The sequence below is a fragment of the Phenylobacterium aquaticum genome (genome assembly GCF_022695515.1).
In the GTDB taxonomy this organism is placed as follows: Bacteria; Pseudomonadota; Alphaproteobacteria; order Caulobacterales; family Caulobacteraceae; genus Phenylobacterium; species Phenylobacterium aquaticum.
Genome location: NZ_JALDPT010000006.1, coordinates 31,850 through 51,472, shown reverse-complemented (window position 1 = coordinate 51,472; position 19,623 = coordinate 31,850). Strand labels below are relative to the sequence as shown.

The following is a 19,623-nucleotide window of genomic DNA, read 5'->3' as shown; positions in this document are numbered from 1 at the left end:
GCGGGTGGCGCTGGGGCCGCGCCGTGCGGCCTCGCCTGCCCTAGTCGCCCTCGACCCGGCGGCGGAGATGACAAGTTCGCCGCGGCGATCAGGTTTCGGCATCGCTCCCGGCGCGCCGCGCCCGTCGGTAGTTGTGCCCGGCCTGCGAGAACAGGTCGGCGAAGGCCTGGGCCGCGGGGGTGAGCGGCAGGCGGGCCCGAGTGATCAGGCAGATCGGCGGCGCCGGCAGCGGCTCGGCGATGTCGAGCACCCTCAGCCGCTTGGACGCCAGCGGCAGGGAGACCCACTGCTCCGGGACCATGATCAGGAGATCGGTGCTGGCGACCGCCGGGATCAGCGCCATGCCCGAGGCCAGGTGCATCTCCACGATCGGCGCCGGCAGGCCGTGGCGGGCGAACAGCGGCTCCAGCTCCGCGCTGGAATCCACCGTCACCGCCGTGGTGATCCAGCGGGCGTCGACCAGGTCCGCGAGGCTGCGGGCCTTGCCCAGGGGATGGCCTGGCCGGGCCAGGATGACCCGCGTATTGTCGAACAGCTTCTCGACGATGAATTCATTGGCCGGGGCGAATTCCGGCAGCGGGCCCACATAGAAGTCGAGCACCCCCTCCTTCAGCTTGGCCTCGATGGTCGGAAAGAGGCCGTCGCGGATGGAGAGCTTCACCTGCGGATAGCGCTTGCGGAAGGCCGACAGGGCGTGGGGAAGGAGCGCGATCTGGGCCGCCGTGGACAGGGCCACGGTCACCTGGCCGGTCGCCAGGCCCTTGGCCTGCGCGATCTCCTCCCGCGCCCGGCGCAGCTCGCCCAGCGCCACGGTCGCCCGCTTCAGGAACATCTCCCCCATGGGCGTCAGCACCGTGCCGCGGGCCCGTCGCTCGAACAGGGGCACGCCCAGCTCGCCCTCGATCTCGCGGATGGAGCGGGTGATCGCCGGCTGGGCGACGCCCAGCTGCCGGGCCGCCGCCCTCAGGCTGCCGCGCTCGGCGACGGCGGTGATGATGCTCAGATGGGCGAGTTTCATGGGGGCCTCGGGCGGCCAAGCCTAGCCAGGGCGCCGTCAAAAGCCAATGCTCCGGCGCCGAGCGATGCCGATCGGGCATCGATCCCGCCGCCTTGCCATCTGGGCGGCTTGGCCCCGCCGCCTAGGGTGGAGCCTGGGACCGCGAGCGTCCCGCGTGACCGCCGCCCGGGAGCCCCCATGACCGAACCCAAGTCCGTCTGCGCCTGCGGCCGCATCGACGTCCACGCCCATTTCCTGCCGGATTTTTACGTCGAGGCGCTCGGCCGGGCGGGCCTCAGGACGGTCGATGGCGGCATGCCGGTCCCCGCGTGGAGCGCGGCCGCCGCCCTGGAGGTGATGGATCGCCAGGGGATCGCCACGGCGATGATCTCGCTCTCCTCCCCCTCGACCCAATTCCTGCCGCCGGCCGAGCGCGCCGGCCTGGTGCGCCAGGTGAACCTCGCCGGCCGCGACCTGATGGCCGCCCATCCCGGCCGGTTCGGGTTCTTCGCCACCCTGCCCCTGCCCGACGTCGCCCAGGCCCTGGACGAGATCGCCTACGCCTTCGACCAGCTGGGGGTCGACGGGGTGATCCTGGAATCCAATATCGACGGGGCCTATCTGGGCTCGCCCCGCTTCGCCCCCATCTTTGACGAGCTCGACCGCCGCGGCGCCGTGGTCTTCCTGCATCCGACCAGCCCCGCCTGCCTCGACGCCCTGGGGCTGGGCCGCCCTGCGCCCCTTTTGGAGTTCCCGCTCGACACCACCCGCACCGTGGTCGACCTGATCTACAGCCGCACGCTCCAGACCCGGCCGAACCTGAAGATGATCATCCCGCACGGCGGCGCGGCCCTGCCGGCGCTGGCCGCCCGCATCGCCGCCTTCGCCAACCTGCCCTTCATCGCGCCCAGGCCGGTCTCAGAACAGGAGGTCTTCGAGGCGCTGCAGGGCCTCTATTACGACCTCGCCCTGTCGGCCCATCCCCTGCCCTTCGCGGCGCTCAGGGCGCTGGCCCCGCTCAGCCACATCCTGTTCGGCAGCGATTGGCCCTTCACGCCCGAGCTCGGCGTCGCCCGCAATCTCCACGCGCTCGCCACCGCCAACGGTCTCAGCGAGGCCGACCTCCAGGCCATAGCCCGCGACAACGCCGAGCGCCTGTTCCCCCGACTCGCGGCGCTGCGGGCGGCGTGAGGCGCGGCTCACGCCTCGCGGTCGAACTCCAGCCCCTCAAGGTCCCCCTTGGCCCGCCATTCGGCGAGCAGGGCGTTGAAGCGGTTGATGCCGGGCGTATAGGTCTGGCCGTTCAGCCCCCCGGACCGCTCGCCGCCCTCGTTGTTGTAATAGCCGGGCGTGCAGGCGTTCTGGAAATCCCGGTTCAGGATGGCGACCTTGCGGATCACCTCCACCCAGGCCTCCTCCGCCTCCGCCGACGGTTCGACCGTCGTAACCCCCCGCGCCCTCGCCTCCTTGATGATGTAGGCGATGTGCTGGGCCTGATCGTCGAACATCGCTGTCATGTTCACCGACAGCCCGTTCTGCCCCACCCCGATATAGAACCAGTTGGGGAAGTTGCGGCTCGAATGGCCGTGCAGGGTGCGGAACCCGTCCTTGTAATGCTCATAGAGCGACTGCCCGCCGCGCCCCTCGATCTCGAACCCGACCCGGCGGCGGAAGGCCGTCGAGATCTCGAAGCCGGAGGCGAAGATGATGCAGTCGACGGGGTATTCCACCCCATTGGCCACCACCCCCTTGGCGGTGATCTTCTCCACGCCCTGGGCGGCGCTCACATCCACCAGGGTGACATTGTCGCGGTTGAAGGCCGGCAGGTACTCGTCGTTGAAGGTCGGCCGCTTGCAGAACTGGCGGTACCAGGGCTTCAGGGCCTCGGCCGTCGCCGGATCGCGCACGGTCTCGTCGACCCGGCCGCGGATCTTGTTCATCTTCACGAAGTCGGCCAGTTCCGCCGCCTTGGCCGCCTCCTGCGGCGTCAGCTTCTCGCCCCGGCGCGCGGCCTCGGCCACGCCCGACGCCAGGCTGCGGAAGATGTCGGTCCAGCTGTCATTGACCAGGTCCTCCTGGAACGGCCGGCCCTCGACGATGTCGGCGAAATTGTGCCGCCGCGCCCTTTGCCAGCCGGGCTGCAGGGTCTGCGCCCAGTCCGGATCGGTCGGCGAATTGCCGCGCAGGTCCACCGAGGACGGGGTGCGCTGGAACACGTGCAGGGACTTGGCGTCGCGGGCCACGAACGGCACGCACTGGATCGCCGTGGCGCCGGTTCCGATGATCGCCACCCGCTTGTCCGCGAGCCCCGTGAGGTTCCCCGTCGTGTCGCCGCCGGTATAGCCATAGTCCCACCGGCTGGTGTGGAAGCTGTGGCCCTCGAAGTCCTCGATCCCGGGAATGCCCGGCAGCTTGGCCCGGCTGGCGGCGCCGAGCGCCATGATCACGAACCGCGCCTTGATGTCGTCGCCGCGCTGGGTCGTGATCCGCCACCGCTTCAGGCCCTCGTCCCAGGCCAGCTTCTGCACCCGGGTCTGGAACAGGGTCTGGTCATAGAGGCCATAGGCCTGGCCGATCCGCTGGGAGTGCTCGAAGATCTCGCTGACATAGGAGTACTTCTCCTTCGGCATGTAGCCGAGCTCCTCCAGGAGCGGCAGGTAGCAGTAGCTCTCGATGTCGCACTGGGCGCCGGGATAGCGGTTCCAGTACCAGGTGCCGCCGAAGTCCCCGCCGGCCTCGATGATCCGGAACCCATCGACGCCCGCCTCGCGCAGCCGCGCCGCCGCCAGCATGCCGGAGAACCCGCCGCCGATGATCGCCACCTCGACCTCGTCATGCAGCGCCGGGCGCTCGAACGTCGGATCGGCGTAAGGATCCTCGTCGGCGTAACGCGCCAGCGCGCCGGCGACTTCCAGATACTGCGCCTCGCCGTCGGCCCGCAGCCGCTTGTCGCGCTCCTGGCGATAGCGCTCGCGCAGGGCGTCCGGATCGAAGCCCAGCTCCGTCGCCGTCGTGCTGTCCGCCCGGTCCATGATCCACCCTTTTGCGATTTTGGGGGGAGCTAATCAGGCCTTCCCGCGGGGCAGCCAAGCGGTCCGGCGGACAAATCGACGTCGCGCCGCCGGCGGCCGCTTGCCGGACCTCGCGTCAGGGCGGCGACGGTGCGCCCGCACACCAGACCGGAGACCGCCATGCCCGCCTACATCATCTTCGTCAAGAACAAGACCCTCGATCCCGACGAGCTCAAGACCTACAGCCAGAAGGCGGCGCCCGCCGGCGCCGGCCACCCGATCACCCCGCTCGCCTTCTACGGCCCGCTGGAAGTGCTGGAAGGCGACGACGCCGAAGGCGTGGTCCTCATCTCCTTCCCCGACAAGGCCGCCGCGCGGGCCTGGTACGACAGCCCCGCCTACCAGGACGCCAAACAGCACCGCCTGAAAGGCGCCGACTACCGGGTGATCCTCGCCGAAGGCATCGGCTGACCCGCAGCCCGCGTCGGCGTGCCCCCCACGCCGACGCTCTGGCCAAGCGCAACAACAACACCCCACGAGCCCCCAACCCCGCGCTGTCATCCCGGTTTCGGCGCAGCCGAAGACCGGGACCCATAAGCGCCGAGCTATCGGCTACCGCGCCGCGCCGGCGGCCCCACCAGTTCAAGCCGCCCGCAAGCCCGGCAGGCGCCCCCCACCCCGCTCATTCTCGCGCAGGCGGGAAACCAAGCGGGGACTTCAAAATCCACCCGCGAGAAGCGCGAAAGAACGAGCAAATCTGATTTTGCCAGGCTTGGGGAACATGCCGGCGCTGGACAGTCAGCGCCGAGCACTAGCGCACGGGTTGCGCAGGGGTAATACTGACGCCAACGGCGATGGCAGTCGGGGCGAAAGTGAGCGGCAGAGGCCATGAGGTTCACAGAGGGTGATTGTGCCGACTAATTGCGGACCCCACCCAGCCAAACGGCTATCGCAAGTCCTACGCTTTCCGTCTTGGCGCGCCTCAACGAGTCAGGAGGTGTGGAAATTCTATGATGACCAGAAGCGGGAAAGGCCCCCGGAGCGTCAGGGCCGAACCCGCGCGCTGGTCGTTCGGTCGAGGCTTCGGCCCGTGGACGTGTACGCCTATTTGCGGGCGCGTTTCGGACAGCCGAACGGCCTTCAGAACATCCTGCGACGCGACGACAGCGACAACTGGATTCATTGGGATTTCAATCTCAAGTCGGAAGACATTGACATCTACATCGCGGGCGCCTCTCGCGAGATTCATTTCATGCTTGGAGACGCCCTGACTGACCGTGAGTGGCAGGCGCTTATCCAGGGCCTTCACGCCGAGTTTAGACGCCTCGGCCGCGAGAAGTCTGAGATGACGCGTAGCTTCGAGAAGTTCGTTGTCTTCCAGAACAAGTTCGCGGCGCTGGCGGGCGTCTGCGCCGAACTTCACGAACGGATCGTAGACACGCCGCCGTTCGAGCCAATCAGGCTGCGCAAGCCGTCGGCAAAGAACCCGCAGCACGGCTCAGGGCCGCTTCGGCGCGCGGGCGAGCGGGCTGACAAACTATACGGAGTTTGCGTGCAGCTCGCCCTGCTGACGCCCGTTCTCGCCGAAGCCTATATTAACATGTTCGCTTTGACCCTTCGGCGCCCCGAACTCCGCGCTGACTGGCCGGGCTATCAGGCCTTCACCCGAGAACACATCCCTGAGCGTATCAGACGTCTCAATGAGGTTTGCTTCGGCATGCACCTTGTGGACACGCGGACCGAAGGGTTCGGCAGGTTCATGACCGTAATGAATAAGCGCAACTTTGCGATCCACGGCAACGTCGACCCAGAGGCAGAAGCGATTGAGACTGTATATTTCGAGGGCCGACGGCCGCTGTTCGTCGAAGCGGGGCACCACGTCGGACGCTTTTTCGCTGATCTGGAGCGCCTGCACAGGCCTGCGGTCGTGGTGGAGGACTACGAGACGGTCCATGCCTTCTTTCACGAACTGACGACCTACCTCGATCCGCCGACGGCCGAATTCCTCGACAATGTGATCGACGACTCGTTTCCAGGGTTCGAGATCAAGCAGCGTCGGGTGACCCGCATATTACCTGACCAAGTGGTCATAGCGGTGATGGCCGGCATGCGGTACGACGATGACCTCCGGGTGACCTGGTGACCGCAACAGCTGACGGCCAGGCCGAGGGTGCCGTGAGTGACGCTCCCGATTTTCCGCCGGGCTTCGAGTTGAGCCTGGACTACCTACCGGATCTTGGACCAAAGATTCTTTACCTCGTCGCGGTTTCGGACTGGCGACCGGAGGAAGCGACCCCGCTGGCCGGGTTTTCGCTAGAGCTTTGTCGCAGCATCTTCCTGCTGCGTGCCCTTCAGTGGCTACCCGCGGACGTCATGGAGCTCGTTCCGGAGTTCCGTAGCGCACTCTTTGCGCGCCGGATGACCGGAGCCGCCGCGGTACAATGGCATCCCCAATCGCCGCGAGCGATCCGTAGCTTTCCCGCCCCACTTTCCGTGCCATTCACAGTGATCCTTCTGGGCGAAGATCAGAACGCTGACGATTACCGAGAATGGGCCCAGTCCTGTCCCACGCCACCAACGCTGGTGGCGAACGCAGGCGGTGACCTGACTTACAACCAGCTTACCTGGAAGGGGCTCCAGGCACGGCTGCTGTACGTGTGCGACCATGCATCCGAGAAGCTGCCAAGGGCGTTCGTCACAGAGATGCGGGGATTCATTGCAAGTTGGGAACCGCTGCCGGGGCGGAAGTTGGATTACGAGGTGGGCGGCCACGGCTCGATCACGCCCAACCTTGCAGCGTTGCTCAACTTCGGGTTCGACCCGCCGGGATCAGAGCCGTTCAAAAAAATTGGCGACTTGGACGCCTATGTGGACCAAATCGCCTTGACGACGGCCAGCGTACTCGCGGCACGGCAAGAAGCCGGAGAAACGGTCGCCGAGGAGAGCTTTCCAAGGCGGCCTGCCCTCAATCTATTTGCGCCCGCAATGTACCCCGGCATGGGCGACATCGCCTTGAAGCCCGATGTGACGCGGGAGATGCGTCGGGATTTCCAGCTCGTTAAGTCCATCTTGGAAAGACAGACGGGCTATAGCTTCGAGATGTCGACCCAGGCCCAGGTCAAGGCACTGATGGGGCGTGAGCGCGATCCCGACAAGCCGGACGAGTTCAAGCCGGACCCTCATTTCCTCGTTCGCCTGCGCCAGTACGAAGTCGGATTGACGGTCGAGGCGATGGCAGCGCTCTGCGGCTCGGAGCTGTCGGCGGCGATCCGCCTACCCAACGACATCAACCGGACGCTTGGCGCGGTGCGCCAGTTCGCAAACCACTACCGGAGCAACGCTCGCAGCCCGCTGCGCACCGCAGAAGCCTTCGGCAATGTGCAGAACCGCCTCGCCGCCGCCGTACCGGCCAAGCTCAGAGCGCTAATCGCGGAGAGCAAGGGAGACATCCGCATTGTGTCGGACGCCCATCTCGAATGGCTCGACATCGAGGGGTTGCCACTTTGCGTTCGCCGCAACCTCTCTCGGATACCTGTCACGCCCGGCAACATGTTCATCGCTCAGATGACTCCACCGCCGATCATACGGCTAACACCCGAAGATTTCTCAAAAATCCTCATCATCAGCGCGCTCGATCCCACCGAGGATCGAGACATCAGAGGAATGTTCGATATTGCCTTCACCGTCTTCGGAGAGCAGTGGAGAGGCAAGCTGGAGGTCGAATTCGTCGATATCGGTAGCGAAGAGGAGCTGATCGCGGCGCTGAATAGCTTCGAGGGAGCCATGCTCATCTTCGACGGCCACGGCAGCCATGAACGCGGTCAACCCGCGCAGCTGCATCTGGGCAAGAACTCGATCGATATCTGGTCTCTGCATGGCAAGGTCCGCATTCCGCCGATTGTGGTGCTAAGCGCCTGCGACACCCATGCCGCCGATCGCAACCACGCGACGACGGCGAACGGCTTTCTGTCTCTAGGTGCGAGGACAGTTCTGTCCTCAGTCTTGCCACTTGATGCTCGGCTCGCGGCGATCTTCGCTGCGCGGCTGGTGTACCGGGTCGCGGACTTCATCCCGGCCGCAGTTGGCATGTACCGGCGGGCGCTGACCTGGACAGAGATCGTCTGCGGCCTAATCCGAATGCAATTGCTTTCGGAGTTCATCCACGCGGTCGAACACAAAAATATCATCGATCGAGACCAAGCGCACGCAGTTCTGCTTGAAGGAACGCAGGCGATAAATGGGCTTGCGCCTGATCCCTGGAGCAACGTCGTGCGTGCACTTATGGACCTCGGCCTCGACGAGGCGTTGGTGATGCGAGAACTTCGGCTCGCCACAGCCAACTCGAGCGCAATCAGCTATATCAATGTCGGCCGCCCCGAGACGATCATTGTCGATACGCCTGAAGGCGCAGCCCGACGAATGAAGGCGTATGAGGATGTAGGCCTCGGCTAGGCAAGTCCTGGCCTCGCGCCTCGTTCGAGGCTAAGGCCCCACAAACCACCGGCCTACCGGCAAGTACTGACACCTACGATTTACGACCCAAGGGCCCCCTCACTCGGTCAGGCTCAAGCAAGCAAAGCGCGAACTCTAGTCGCAGGTCGGCCGCCGCAAAAATCCACTAATTTCAATATTCTAACCCACCCCACCACCACCCCGCCCCCACTCGTCCATGTTGACGTCAAACCCGTCGGACGATTCAGGTCGGCGATTTCCGGACCTCGGGGTTATCATCCCCTCAGATCCTTCTCATCGTAGGCGCAGAGCTTCCGCCTCCCGCCCAGCGGGCGGCGGTCAGGCCAGGACCATGACGCCCGCATCGGGGGTCTCGGCGAACAGGCGCTCCACCTCCCCGGCCCGGCCGTCGATGACGGCGCGGCGGTTGATGGTGCCCTTGTCGGAGATCTCGTGGGCGTTGGCGCTGGGAGGGGTGGTGAGCAGGAGCGCGCGTTTCACCCGGGCGGCGCCGCCGTGCTGGTCGGCGTTGAAGGCGCGCAGGCGGGTTTCGATCTCGGCGGGGTCCGCCCCGGCCGTGGGCCAGAGCATCACCCCCAGATAGGGCCGGCCGTCGTCGCAGAGCACCAGGTCGAGGACGAGCGGCGACAGGGCCTTCAGGAGGCCGTCGCGCAGGGAGCCGCCATAGACCCAGGTGCCGCTGGAGAGCTTGAACTCCTCGGCCGCCCGGCCGGCGAAGGCGAGGCCTTGGGTGGGGTCGTGAGGATCGTGGAATACGGCGAGGTCGCCGGTGCGGTAGAAGCCCTCCTCGTCGAAGGCGGCCGCGGTCTTTTCCGGCTCGTCGAGATAGCCGGTGGTGACATTGGGGCCCTTGGCGCGGACCTCGTAGCGGTCGCCGACCGGGGCGAGCTTTACGGTCGTGCCGGGGGCCGGCAGGCCGATGCCGACCTTGTCGGTCTCGAAGTGGATGACCATGAAGGCCGAGACGGTCTCGGTCATGCCATAGCCGCTGGTCATCATGATCCGATGGCCGGTCTCGGCGACGGCCTGGGCCTGGAGCCGGTCGTGGACGGTCTGGCTGAGGCCCGCGCCGCCATAGAGCATCAGCCGCATCTTCCTGAAGAAGTTGGCCCGAAGCACCGGGTCCTTCTCCATGGCCTCGACCAGCATGGTGTAGCCGAGCGGCACATTGTTGAAATAGCTGACCGAGATCTCGCGCAGGTTCCGGATCGAGGTCTCGAACAGGCCCGGCGCCGGCTTGCCGTCGTCGATATAGAGCGTGCCGCCTTCCAGGAGGGTGGTGCGCAGGACGAAGGCCCCGGCGGCATGGTGCCAGGGCAGCCAGTCCAGCATCACCTCGTGCCAGCCGGCGGCCTCGCCGATGGTCTGCTGGCACTGGGTGGAATTGGCCATCAGGTTGTCGAAGGTGATCGGCACGACCTTGGGCAGGCCGGTGGAGCCCGAGGTCAGCATCAAGGCGGCGCGGTCGGAGGGCTTCAGCCCCTCGATCGACTTGGCGACCCAGGCGGTGACGGGGGTGGCCAGGACCTCGGCGTAGGATGTGGCCGGCTTGGCGAGCTTGCTCGGGTCGGTGGTGATGATCTTGGCGTCGCCGAAGTCGAGGGTCTCCAGCGCGCCCTTGGCCATGGCGGTGTCTTCGGCGAAGACCACGGCGGGGCGGACCTTGGCGACCACGTGAGCCAGGCGGCCATAGTCGCCGCCAAGCGCCGCATAGGTGACGCTGACCGGACAGGCGGCGCGGCCGGCGGCCTGGGCGGCGAAGCTCATCACCGCGAAGGCGGGCGTATTGCCGGCCAGGATGAGGACCGGGCCGGCGGCGGCCTTGTCCATCAGCCACTGGGTGGCGGCGTCCATGTCGCGCTTCAGCTGGGCGAAGGAGGTGAAGACCCATTCCCCGTCGGCGCCCCGCTGGGCGATGGCGGGCTTGTCTGCGGACGCCAGGGCCCGCCGCGCAAAGGCGGCGGGGATGTTGGCGTCATAGGGTTTCAGCGGGACCTTTGACGTGATCAGTATGGTCCCGTCGGGGCGGCGCTCGATGTCGAGATCCACCGGCAGCAGGTGGGCTTCGCGGAAGGGCGCGGGCGGGGCTGCGGCGACGGCGGACTCGGCCATGGTCAGACGCCCACGACCAGGCTGACCGTGGTGGTGGTCGAGCCGCCGATGTTGAGGGTCTGGCAGGTCTTGGCGCCCTCGACTTGGTAGTCGCCGGCCTGGCCGGTGACCTGCTTGAAGGCGTCGAGCGCCATGCGGACGCCGGTGGCGCCCACGGGGTGGCCCAGGCCGATCAGGCCGCCGGACGGGTTGATCGGCAGGCGGCCACCGATCTCGATCGAGCCGTCCTCGATCGCCTTCCAGGACTCGCCGGGCGCGGTGAGGCCGAGGTGGTCGATCGCCATATATTCGGTGGCGGTGAAGCAGTCGTGGGTCTCGACCACGTCGATCTGGTCGAGCTCGGTGATCCCGGCCCGGGCGCGGGCGTCGAGGATGGCGCGGCGGACCTGCGGGAAGACATAGTCCTTGCCCTGGCTCGCCTGGATCTTGGCGGCGTAGGAGATGGGGGCGGAGCGGTGGCCCCAGCCCTTGATCTGGGGAAGGCTCTCCAGGGGGATCCCGTGCTTGTCGGCGTATTCGGCGGCGCGCTTGGGCGAGGCCAGGAACACCACGGCGGCGCCGTCGGTCACCTGGCCGCAGTCCTGCTTGCGGGTGCGGCCCTCAACCACCGGGTTGGCCTCGTCGTCGGCGGTGAAGCTCTTCTCGGTGAAGGCCCACTGGCGGGTCTGGGCGTTGGGGTTGCGCTTGCCGTTGGCGAAGTTGATCTCGGCGATGCGCATGAGGTGCTTGTAGTCGAGGCCGTAGCGGGTGTCGTACTCCTCGGCGAGGTCGGAGAAGGCCTTGGGCCAGGGGAACTTGGCGTCGAGGTATTCGTGTCCGGCCCAGGCGGCGGCGCCCAGGTTCTCGGCCGCCTTCTGGCCGCTGACATTGCGCATCTGCTCCAGGCCGAGCACGCAGGCCAGGTCGTAGCGGCCGGCCTCGATCTCGGCGGCGGCGGCCAGGATGGCGACGCTGCCCGAGGCGCAGGCGGCCTCGTGGCGAGAGGTCGGCAGGCCGTCGAAGTCGGGATGGACCAGGCCGAAGAAGCCGCCCAGCAGGCCCTGGCCGGCGAACAGGTCGCCGACGAAGTTGCCGACGTGGCCGGTCTCGATGTCCTTGGCCTCAAGGCCGACGGCGTTCAGGCCCTCGCCCACCACCTGGGCGAAGCCGTCCGCCATCTCCATGCCCTGGCGCGCCCAGTTGTTCGCGAAGTCGCTCTGCCAGCCGCCGAGTATGTAGACCATGGTTTCCTCGCCCGGCCGCCTGGCGGCCCTTTTGAATGTCAGTCCGATTATACAAGTGAAACGGCCGGGGCCAAGGCCGCCCGGCCGTCCATGAAGGCCGCGAACGCCTGGTGGGCGTCGCCATAGGTCTCTCGCGGTTCGGCGGTCAGGGCCGTGCGCACAGCCTCGCCGATCCGGTCGGGCTCCAGGGCCACAGGCTGGCCCTCGACCGAGACGGCCGCCCGCACCCGGCCGCCGCCGGAGACCAGGGTCTGGCCGGTGACGTCGCAGGCCTCGCTGACCAGCCAGGAGACCAGGGGCGCGACCGCCGCCGGGTCCATCCGCTCGGCCATGCCGGGGGCCAGATGGGCCTCGGTCATGGCGGTGACGGCGTAGGGGGCGATGGCGTTGATCATCAGGCCGCGGGGCTTGCCCTCGACCGCCAGGCCCTTCACCAGCCCGATCAGGGCGGCCTTGGACGAGGCGTAGGCGGCCATGCCGTCGCCGCCGTGCAGGCCGGCCGACGAGGCGCTGACCACGATCCGGCCGGCCTTCGCCGCCGACAGGGCGGGCCAGGCGGCCTGGACCAGGTGGAAGGCGCCGAAGAAGTTGATGTCGAAGATCCGCCGGAAGCCCTCGGCGGTCTGGCGATGCAGACGCAGGGTCTCCGGCACGCCGGCGTTGGAAACCACGGCGTCCAGGCGACCGAACTCTGCCAGGGCCTGGGCGACCAGGGCCTCGCCGCTGGCGGGATCCTCGGCGGGATCGAGATTGGCGACGGCCTGGCCACCGGCCTCGCGGATCTCGGCGACCACGGCCTGGGCGCTGGACGGCTGGCTGCGATCGGCCCAGCGGTTGTTGACCACGACCAGGGCGCCGCGCGCCGCCAGGTCCAGGGCGTAGGCCCGGCCGAGGCCCTTGCCGGCGCCGGTCACGATCACCACCCGGTCGCGCATCTCCTGCGCGCCCCCAGCGCTCTCCTGGATCGTATCCGGCATCTGGCGTCCCTCTCCTGAGGCGGGATCATCCATAGATCGTATCGTTATGCAAGCGACGTCTGAGCGCCCGCGAGCTCGCCCCGGAACGGCGTCGCCAGGGGCCGGGTCATGAGGCCAGGTTGGGCGGCGCAGACCAGCGGGATGGCGTTGACGACCGCGCCGGCGACCCCGAGCTGCTCGGCGGAGGTGGCGGTCGTATCCCCTGCCCGCTTCTCCAGATCCACCGACAGCTTCACCCCGGGCTGGCCGGCGACATGGATGCGCCAGAGCGGCGGATGGGGCGCGTCCAGATGGGCGTCCTCCATGTACCAGTGGATGGACATGGTCAGCTTCACGGCGCCGTTGACCACGCCGCGCCAGCGCCAGTTCACATGGCTGATCCCGCCCTTGGCGATCGATCCGGCCGCGACGCTGAGGTCCTCGGTCGCCGGGAACACCCGGTGGTCGGTGTCGACCCGGTCGAGGGCCAGCCCCAGATGCTCGGCCATGGCCGACAGCACCTCGGCGTACATGCCGTTGAGCGACGAGGCCGGGCCCCAGGTCGGATCATTGGCGTCAACTGCTTCGGGATCCGCGCCGAAGCCCAGGATCTTGAACACATATTCGGGATTACGCACGGGCCGGCAGTCAACGCTTTCGACCACCTCGATATGGTCGAGCTGGGTGCAGACGCCGGTGGCCACCACCGCCAGCTGCTCGGCCGCAAAGCCCGGATTGAGGCCCGCGGCCATCAGGGTCGAGCCGCCCGCGGCGCAGGCGGCCTTCAGGGCCTCCAGCCGCGCGCCGACCCAATGCTGAGGCCGGCTGTAGCCATTGATGCTGATGACGTTCTTTCCCGACGCCAGCAGCTTCAGGATCTCGGCGTCATGGGAGCCATAGGGGGGCGCGAGCCGCGCGCAGTGGATGACCACATCGGCGTCCAGGGCCAGGATCTCGTCGACGTCGCGGGTGGCGATCACGCCCGTGGGCGGACGTCGCGCGATGTCGCCCGCGTCACGGCCGGCCTTGTCGTCGCCATAGACATAAAGACCCACCAACTGCATGGCCGGATGGTCGATGACCGCCCGCAGGCAGGTCTTGCCCATGGCGCCCGTGGCCCACTGGATGACGCGGTGTTTCATGGCCCCTCCTCTGCGAGTCCCCGGAGGTTAGCCGAATGAGTATCGTTATGAAAGTGACCTTGGAGGCGGTCTATTCCGCCACTTCCAGGACCCGCGGCGTCTCGGCCTCAATCACCTCGAAGGTCACGTCATGGGGTTCGACGGGCTGGCTGCAGCAGGAGCAGGTCACGGCCGGCTCCAGGTCGTGGCCGTCGGCCTTGTGACGCAGCAGCAAGGGCGGTCCCTCGGGCGAGACATAGTACTTGTCGCCCCACTGCAGCAGCATCAGCAGGACCGGGTAATAGTCGACGCCCTTCTCGGTCAGGCGATATTCGAAGCGGCGGCCGCCGAGTTCGTGGGCGCGGATCACCCCCTGGGCGGTGAGCCACGACAGGCGTTCCGACAGGATGTTGGTGGCCATCGCCGTGTCGCGGTGGATCTCGTCGAAGCGGCGCAGACCGGTGAAGATCGAGCGCAGGACCAGGCTGGCCCAGCGGTCGCCGGTGATCTGGGCGACATCGACCATCAGGCCCGAGGCGCTCTCGGCGGCGTGGCGCTGCTGGCGGCGACGGCTGTAGCGGGCGGCCATCCAGCCGACGCCAGGGCCTTCGGTCCAGTCGACGTCGCGGGCGTTGATCTCGTCACCACACTTCAGGCAGGTCGGCACCGGCTCGAAGGCGTGGCCGCAGGTGCGGTGGCGCAGCTTGAGCTGCAGCTTGCCCTCCGGCGGGCTCCAGCGGCGCTCCCAGCGCAGCATCATCAGGGCCGGCCAATAGAGGTCGCGACCCTTGGCGGTCATCCGGTATTCGAACCGCGGCGGGGTCTCGTTGTAGAGCACCTTTTCCAGCACGCCGGCCGCGACCAGGCGCTTGAGCCGGTCGCTGAGCAGGGTCTGCAGGAGGCCCGTGCGGGCGCGGAATTCGTCGAACTTGCGCGCGCCGATCCAGCTGGCTTCCAGGATCAGCAGGACGGAGGTGTCGCCCACCACCTCCAGCGCCCGCCAGATCGAGCAGGTGCGGATGAATTTCGGCGCGGTCATGTATGGATCGGCTCTTCAAGGCCCGGAAACAACGGGACTTCAAGAGTCGCGGAACGCGTCCGGGTATGCAAGCTGCTTTCGCAACTTGCGCAGTTGCTTTGGATCAAACGCCCTATGCGGGTCAGGACGCCGCCACGCCGGCCAGATCCCGTCGCAAAACCTTGTTCAGCGGATTGCGCGGCAAGGTCTCCACGATCCTGAGCTTCTCCGGCAGCTTGTAGGTGGCGATGTCGTGGGCCCTCAGATGGGCGTTGAGCTCGTCAAGGGTCAGATCCTGGCCGGGGCGCAGGGCGACCACGGCGCAGACACGTTCACCCAGGCGCTCGTCCGGATAGGCCGCGCAGCTGGCTTCGCGGACCTTGGGATGGCTCTCGATCAGCACGTCGAGCTCGGCCGGGGAGATGTTGAGGCCCCCGCGGATGATGATCTCCTTGCAGCGGCCGACAAACCGATAGAACCGGCCGCCGCCCTCCGGGGCGATCTCGAACAGGTCGCCGGTGCGGAAATAGCCCTCGGCGTCGAAGGCCGCGCGATTGAGTTCAGGCGCCTTGTAGTAGCCGTCGAAGGTCATGGCGCCGGAGATCCGCAGCTCGCCCTCGGCGCCCGGCGTGGTGATCTCCTGCTCGGTCGCCAGATCGACCAGGCGGGTGCGGATCTTGGCGGGAAATTCCGCAGGCCAATCCACGCCTTGCGCCCCGAACCTCGGGAAGAAGCGCGCCCTCTGCTCGGGGTCCGGGATCGCTTCGCCGGTGGAGAACAGCGAGGTTCCCTCATTGGAGCCGAACACGTTCATCACCGTGACGCCGTGCTGCTCCTGCCAGCCCTTGACCATCCAGGGCGCGAGCGGCGCGGAGCCGGAGCCGAGGCAGCGCAGCTTCGACAGGTCGGTGGCCGACAGCAGGGCCTCGTTCTGCAGCAGCATATTGAGCACGGCCGGCGGGGCGACCGTATAGGCCACACCCTCCCCCTGCATCTGGCCCAAGAAGATCGGCAGGTCGAAGGGGTGGTGCTGGACGAGGCGGCCCTGGCAGAGCAGCCAGGTCATCACCATGCCGCCGATGGCGGCGATGTTGATCAGCGGGAACGGATTCAGGATGGCGTCGCCGGGCTGGAGGCCTGCGGCCTCGACCAGAGCCTCGCCATTGATCACCCAATGGTCGTGATGCCGCGGCACGCCCTTGGGCATGGCCTCGGTGCCGGAAGTCCAGCAGATGGTCAGGGCCTCGGCGGCGTCGAGGTCGGCCGGGCTCGGATAGGGCCCGGCCGGCGCGGCGGCGAGCAGGTCGTCCAGGGCGAAAGCGCCGGCCGGAGCCGTCGCGCCGAGGCTGATCACTTCGACGCCGGTGACCCCTTCCCGCTTCAGCTCCATGAGCATGGCGGCATGGTCGCAGCCGTGGAACTCGCCCACCGTCAGATAGACCCTGGGCTCCACGGTCGGCAGGATCTGGCGCAGCTCATGGCCGCGATAGGCCATGGCGACCGGGCTGAGGATCGCCCCCATGCGGGCGCAAGCCAGGAAGGCCAGGACGCCCTCGACCAGGTTGGGCAACTGGGTGGCGACCACATCGCCGCGCCCGACGCCCAGGCCGGCCAGGGCGTGGCAGAGGGCGTCGACCCGCGCGTCGACCTCGTTCCAGGTCAGGCGTTGGGGCGGGGTCCCGACCAGGGCCGGGCGGTTGGGCGCATCGACAAGCGCCTCCTCCGAGCCGCGCGCCGCCACAGCTTCGCGTACCACCGCCTCGACGGTCTTGCCCCGCCACCAGCCCCGACGGCGATAGTCTGCGACGCGTTCGGGGGGACTGGGACGCAAGGCGGGTCTCCTGGCTGGCGGGGTGTCCGGCGCGGGGCTTCGCGCCGTCGCCCTGAGCTTGCATAGTCAGTATCGTATTGCAAGTGACCCCGAGGCGACCTCAGCCAAGGGGATCGGGGGCCTGCACGCCCGGCAGGTCGCCGGCGGCGTCGGCCAGGGCGCCGGACCGCACCAGGGCCAGGGCGGCCTCCATGTCGGGGTGGAAATGGCGGTCTTCGTCGAGATGGGGGACCTGGGCCCGAAGGATCGCCCGCACCGCCTCCAGGACCGGGCTGGATTTGAGCGGGGCGTGGAAGTCGCAGCCCTGGACCGCGGCGAGCAGCTCGATCCCGATCACGGCCGTCGCGTTCTCCGCCATGCCCAGCAGGCGGCGCGCGCCATGGGCGGCCATCGAGACGTGATCCTCCTGGTTGGCCGAGGTGGGGATGGAATCGACGCTGGCGGGACAGGCGCGCTGCTTGTTCTCCGAGACCAGGGCCGCGGCCGTGACCTGGGGGATCATGAAGCCGGAGTTCAGGCCGGGCCTGGGCGTGAGGAAGGCCGGCAGGCCGGACAGGGCCGGGTCCACCAGCATGGCGATGCGGCGTTCGGACAGGGAGCCGATCTCGCAGATGGCGAGCGCGATCATGTCGGCGGCGAAGGCCACGGGCTCGGCGTGGAAGTTGCCGCCCGACAGGGCCTCGTCGGTCTCCGGGAAGATCAGCGGGTTGTCCGACACGCCATTGGCCTCGGTGGCCAGCGTGGTCGCCGCCTGGCGCAGAATGTCGAGGGCGGCGCCCATCACCTGTGGCTGGCACCGCAGGCAGTAGGGATCCTGCACCCGGATGTCGTCCTTCAGGTGGCTGGCGCGGATGGCGGAGCCGGCCATCAGGCCGCGCAGGGTCTCGGCCACCTCGATCTGGCCGCGATGGCGGCGCAGGGCGTGGATGCGCGGATCGAACGGGGTGTCGGAGCCCTTGGCGGCCTCGGTGGAGAGCGCGCCGGTCACCAGGGCGGCGCGGAACAAGGCCTCGGTCTCGAACAGGGCCGCCAGGGCGTTGGCGGTCGAGAACTGGGTCCCGTTCAGCAGGGCGAGGCCTTCCTTCGGCCCGAGCGCGAGGGGGGAAAGGCCCGCGGCGTCAAGGGCTTCGCGCGCCGGCTTGCGATGGCCTTCGACGAAGATCTCCCCCACCCCGATCATGGTGGCCGCCATATGGGCGAGCGGCGCAAGGTCGCCCGAGGCGCCGACCGAGCCCTGGGCCGGCACCACCGGGATCAGGTCCTTGGCCAGCATGGCCTCCATCAGGGCGAGGGTCGCGGGACGCACGCCTGAGGCGCCCTGGGCCAGGCTGGCGAGCTTCAGGGCCAGCATCAGCCGCATGACCGGTATGGGGCTCGGCTCGCCGGTTCCGGCGGCGTGGGACAGGACGATGTTCCGCTGGAGGGTCGCGAGATCCTCGGCCTCGATCCGGACGGAGGCCAGCTTCCCGAACCCGGTATTGATGCCGTAGACCGGCTCGCCCTTGGCCAGGATGCGTTCGACGGCCGCCGCGCTGGCGGCGACCACGGGGCCGCAGGCGGGATCCAGGCTCACGGCCGCGCCACTATAGACCGCCCGCCATTGCGCCAGGGACACCGCGCCGGGCTGCAGAACAAGGTCGGTCATGGCGGTCTCCGGATGAGGCGGCGCGGGTGAGGCGCGCGTCGATTTCGATCGGCGCAGACCTTGGCCAAGTCGCGATTAATGTCTAGACATTATATGCGCCATCTGGAGATCCGCCCTTGCCCGCATCGTGGCTGTCTTGAGCTCTCGTCCCCCTGGCCTGGAACGCCGGATCCGCGCCGAGCTGGAGGCCCGCATCCGGGACGGCAGCTGGCCGCCCGGTCATCGCATCCCAACCGAGGCCGCCCTGATGGCGGAATATGGCTGCGCGCGGATGACGGTGCACAAGGCGATCACCGCCCTGGCGTCGGCGGGACTGGTGACCCGCAACAAGCGGGCGGGCACCCTGGTGGCCAAGCCTCCCGTGGTGACCGCCGTATTGGAGATTCCGGATATCGCCGCCCTGATCGCGGCGCGGAGCGAGGTCTATGAATTTCGGCTGCTGAGCCGGGAGATCCGGCCGCTGCGGGCGGAGGACGGCGCGGAAGCGGCCTTGGCCCCGCACGGCGAGGTTCTCGCCCTGACCGGCGCGCACCTGGCGGGCGGCGAGCCCTTCGGCCTGGAGAGCCGGATCATCAACCTGGCCACGGCGCCCGAGGCCCGAGACCGGGACTTCACCGTCGAGGCGCCCGGCTCCTGGCTGCTGCACCATGCGCCGTGGACCGACGCCCGGCACCGGATCACGGCGGTGGCGGCGGAGGCGACCCAGGCGCGACGCCTCGGCGTGGCGCGCGGCGGCGCCTGTCTGCAGATCGAACGCTGGACCTGGCGGGCCGGGGCCGGCGTCACCTTCGTGCGCCAGCTGTTCCCGGGGGACCGCTATGACCTGGTGGCGGAGTTCTCCCCGCCCGGCGCGACCTAGGCCGCGACCTGACGCGCGCCCTGGCCCTGATAGCGGTCCATCGCCACGCGCAGGACGTTCAGGTCGCTTTCAAGCTGGCCGCGGCGGCGGTCCAGGGCGTCGAGGATGCGGACATTGCGCTCGTCGCCATCTTCGACCGTCAGGATGCCTTCGATCTCTTCCAGACCCAGGCCGGCGCGGCGCAGCTCGGCGATCGCCCGCAGGCGCTCGCGGGCGGCCATGTCGTAGAGGCGGCGATTGAACATGTCCCGCCCGCTCTCGACCAGGCCGCGCTCCTCATAGAACCGGATCGCGCGCGGGGTCAGACCATAGAGTTCGGACAGCTGGGTGATGGTGGCCATGGACCGGGTCGTCGCCATTTCGAGGTCTCCAAGCGG

General features: G+C 68.1%; 15 protein-coding genes. 5 read left to right on the top strand and 10 right to left on the bottom strand.

The window, feature by feature from the left end; translation table 11 throughout:
- Positions 1-88: 88 nt before the first annotated feature.
- On the bottom strand, positions 89-1,018 hold the full coding sequence (locus MQH10_RS06260; protein WP_242563209.1) for a LysR substrate-binding domain-containing protein: 930 nt from the start codon (positions 1,016-1,018) through the stop codon (positions 89-91).
- Positions 1,019-1,195: 177 nt separating this feature from the next.
- On the opposite strand from MQH10_RS06260, the gene MQH10_RS06255 reads away from it, so the two are divergent.
- Positions 1,196-2,188 (top strand): amidohydrolase family protein, encoded by a 993-nt coding sequence (locus MQH10_RS06255; protein ID WP_242563208.1) that lies wholly within the window; start codon positions 1,196-1,198, stop codon positions 2,186-2,188.
- Positions 2,189-2,196: 8 nt separating this feature from the next.
- On the opposite strand, the gene MQH10_RS06250 is transcribed toward MQH10_RS06255, so the two are convergent.
- Positions 2,197-4,029, bottom strand: coding sequence for a flavin-containing monooxygenase (locus tag MQH10_RS06250; RefSeq protein WP_242563207.1), 1,833 nt, complete (start codon positions 4,027-4,029; stop codon positions 2,197-2,199).
- 159 nt (positions 4,030-4,188) lie between these two features.
- On the opposite strand from MQH10_RS06250, the gene MQH10_RS06245 reads away from it, so the two are divergent.
- The 3 genes from MQH10_RS06245 (at position 4,189) to MQH10_RS06235 (ending at position 8,460) form a co-directional block, all read left to right on the top strand.
- Entirely contained in the window at positions 4,189-4,479 is a 291-nt protein-coding gene (locus tag MQH10_RS06245) for a DUF1330 domain-containing protein (protein ID WP_242563206.1), read from the top strand.
- Between the two features lie 619 nt (positions 4,480-5,098).
- Complete coding sequence (locus MQH10_RS06240) at positions 5,099-6,151, top strand: hypothetical protein (RefSeq protein ID WP_242563205.1); 1,053 nt, start codon at positions 5,099-5,101, stop codon at positions 6,149-6,151.
- A gap of 32 nt (positions 6,152-6,183) precedes the next feature.
- On the top strand, positions 6,184-8,460 hold the full coding sequence (locus MQH10_RS06235) for a CHAT domain-containing protein (protein WP_242563204.1): 2,277 nt from the start codon (positions 6,184-6,186) through the stop codon (positions 8,458-8,460).
- Positions 8,461-8,799: 339 nt separating this feature from the next.
- Here the strand turns inward: MQH10_RS06235 and MQH10_RS06230 are convergent, their stop codons facing one another.
- The 7 genes from MQH10_RS06230 to hutH form a co-directional block, all read right to left on the bottom strand.
- A complete protein-coding gene (locus tag MQH10_RS06230) occupies positions 8,800-10,593 on the bottom strand; it encodes an AMP-binding protein (protein ID WP_242563203.1) in 1,794 nt (597 codons plus the stop codon).
- Between the two features lie 2 nt (positions 10,594-10,595).
- Positions 10,596-11,816 (bottom strand): acetyl-CoA acetyltransferase, encoded by a 1,221-nt coding sequence (locus MQH10_RS06225; protein ID WP_242563202.1) that lies wholly within the window; start codon positions 11,814-11,816, stop codon positions 10,596-10,598.
- Between the two features lie 47 nt (positions 11,817-11,863).
- Complete coding sequence (locus tag MQH10_RS06220) at positions 11,864-12,793, bottom strand: SDR family NAD(P)-dependent oxidoreductase (RefSeq protein ID WP_242563201.1); 930 nt, start codon at positions 12,791-12,793, stop codon at positions 11,864-11,866.
- 44 nt (positions 12,794-12,837) lie between these two features.
- On the bottom strand, positions 12,838-13,914 hold the full coding sequence (locus tag MQH10_RS06215; RefSeq protein ID WP_242563200.1) for an NAD(P)H-dependent amine dehydrogenase family protein: 1,077 nt from the start codon (positions 13,912-13,914) through the stop codon (positions 12,838-12,840).
- A gap of 70 nt (positions 13,915-13,984) precedes the next feature.
- Positions 13,985-14,932, bottom strand: coding sequence for a winged helix-turn-helix transcriptional regulator (locus MQH10_RS06210; protein ID WP_242563199.1), 948 nt, complete (start codon positions 14,930-14,932; stop codon positions 13,985-13,987).
- 121 nt (positions 14,933-15,053) lie between these two features.
- Positions 15,054-16,742: a class I adenylate-forming enzyme family protein gene (locus MQH10_RS06205; protein ID WP_242563198.1), complete on the bottom strand. Its 1,689-nt coding sequence runs from the start codon at positions 16,740-16,742 to the stop codon at positions 15,054-15,056.
- 100 nt (positions 16,743-16,842) lie between these two features.
- The gene (hutH, locus tag MQH10_RS06200) at positions 16,843-18,387 is read right to left on the bottom strand and encodes a histidine ammonia-lyase (protein ID WP_242563197.1); all 1,545 of its coding nucleotides are present in this window, start codon (positions 18,385-18,387) and stop codon (positions 16,843-16,845) included.
- Positions 18,388-18,523: 136 nt separating this feature from the next.
- Between hutH and hutC the strand changes: the two genes are divergently transcribed.
- Positions 18,524-19,246 carry a histidine utilization repressor gene (hutC, locus tag MQH10_RS06195; protein WP_242563196.1) on the top strand — a complete coding sequence of 241 codons (723 nt, stop codon included), beginning with the start codon at positions 18,524-18,526 and terminating at the stop codon, positions 19,244-19,246.
- Here hutC and MQH10_RS06190 read toward each other — a convergent pair.
- Positions 19,243-19,605, bottom strand: coding sequence for a MerR family transcriptional regulator (locus MQH10_RS06190; protein WP_242563195.1), 363 nt, complete (start codon positions 19,603-19,605; stop codon positions 19,243-19,245). The two genes, hutC and MQH10_RS06190, sit on opposite strands and share 4 nt — an antisense overlap.
- Between the last annotated feature and the right edge of the window lie 18 nt (positions 19,606-19,623).

Bases quoted from the DNA above. Each gene is read 5' to 3' on its own strand.
- MQH10_RS06190 (WP_242563195.1), bottom strand. From the start codon at position 19,605: ATGGCGACGACCCGGTCCATGGCCACCATCACCCAGCTGTCCGAACTC.
- hutH (WP_242563197.1), bottom strand. From the start codon at position 18,387: ATGACCGACCTTGTTCTGCAGCCCGGCGCGGTGTCCCTGGCGCAATGG.
- MQH10_RS06245 (WP_242563206.1), top strand. From the start codon at position 4,189: ATGCCCGCCTACATCATCTTCGTCAAGAACAAGACCCTCGATCCCGAC.
- MQH10_RS06230 (WP_242563203.1), bottom strand. From the start codon at position 10,593: ATGGCCGAGTCCGCCGTCGCCGCAGCCCCGCCCGCGCCCTTCCGCGAA.
- MQH10_RS06260 (WP_242563209.1), bottom strand. From the start codon at position 1,018: ATGAAACTCGCCCATCTGAGCATCATCACCGCCGTCGCCGAGCGCGGC.
- MQH10_RS06225 (WP_242563202.1), bottom strand. From the start codon at position 11,816: ATGGTCTACATACTCGGCGGCTGGCAGAGCGACTTCGCGAACAACTGG.
- MQH10_RS06220 (WP_242563201.1), bottom strand. From the start codon at position 12,793: ATGCCGGATACGATCCAGGAGAGCGCTGGGGGCGCGCAGGAGATGCGC.
- MQH10_RS06255 (WP_242563208.1), top strand. From the start codon at position 1,196: ATGACCGAACCCAAGTCCGTCTGCGCCTGCGGCCGCATCGACGTCCAC.
- MQH10_RS06210 (WP_242563199.1), bottom strand. From the start codon at position 14,932: ATGACCGCGCCGAAATTCATCCGCACCTGCTCGATCTGGCGGGCGCTG.
- MQH10_RS06215 (WP_242563200.1), bottom strand. From the start codon at position 13,914: ATGAAACACCGCGTCATCCAGTGGGCCACGGGCGCCATGGGCAAGACC.
- MQH10_RS06250 (WP_242563207.1), bottom strand. From the start codon at position 4,029: ATGGACCGGGCGGACAGCACGACGGCGACGGAGCTGGGCTTCGATCCG.